Source organism: Corynebacterium sp. MSK310 (assembly GCF_030227355.1).
GTDB classification, from domain to species: Bacteria; Actinomycetota; Actinomycetes; order Mycobacteriales; family Mycobacteriaceae; genus Corynebacterium; species Corynebacterium rhinophilum.
In genome coordinates this window covers 1-404 of record NZ_JASPFZ010000062.1, presented here as the reverse complement: position 1 = coordinate 404, position 404 = coordinate 1, and the positions used below count along the sequence as shown (strand labels likewise).

The window sequence follows — 404 nt, the reverse complement described above, 5'->3', positions numbered from 1 at the left end:
TAGCGCATGCACCACCGGAAGACCTCTTGGCGGCAGGTAATTGGGTTGTCAAAGACTTTCCGATCACGTAGCACTTCACGTTTTAAGGTGGCGTTAAATGACTCTGCCAGGGCATTATCGGCACTAGTTCCCACCGCTCCCATGGACTGGCGTACACCTAACGACGAGCAGTAGTTCCTAAAGGTTTGTGAGGTGTACACGCTGCCGTGATCGGAATGGAAAATAGTCCCGTCAAGACTGCCGCGCACGCCGTGTGCGTGGGCTAGAGCATCGATAACCAGTGAGACCCGCATGTGGTCTGCGAGTGCATAACCTGCAAGTTTACGTGAATACGTGTCAATGACTGTGGCAAGGTACATGTTTTTGCCTCCCCTGCACGGCAGGTAGGTAATGTCACCGACATA

1 protein-coding gene is annotated in these 404 nt (G+C 53.0%); it reads right to left on the bottom strand.

Annotated features, from left to right (window positions below):
• Window positions 1-404 (bottom strand): DDE-type integrase/transposase/recombinase (locus QP891_RS11720; RefSeq protein WP_284817087.1); only part of this gene is annotated, 404 nt, incomplete at both ends.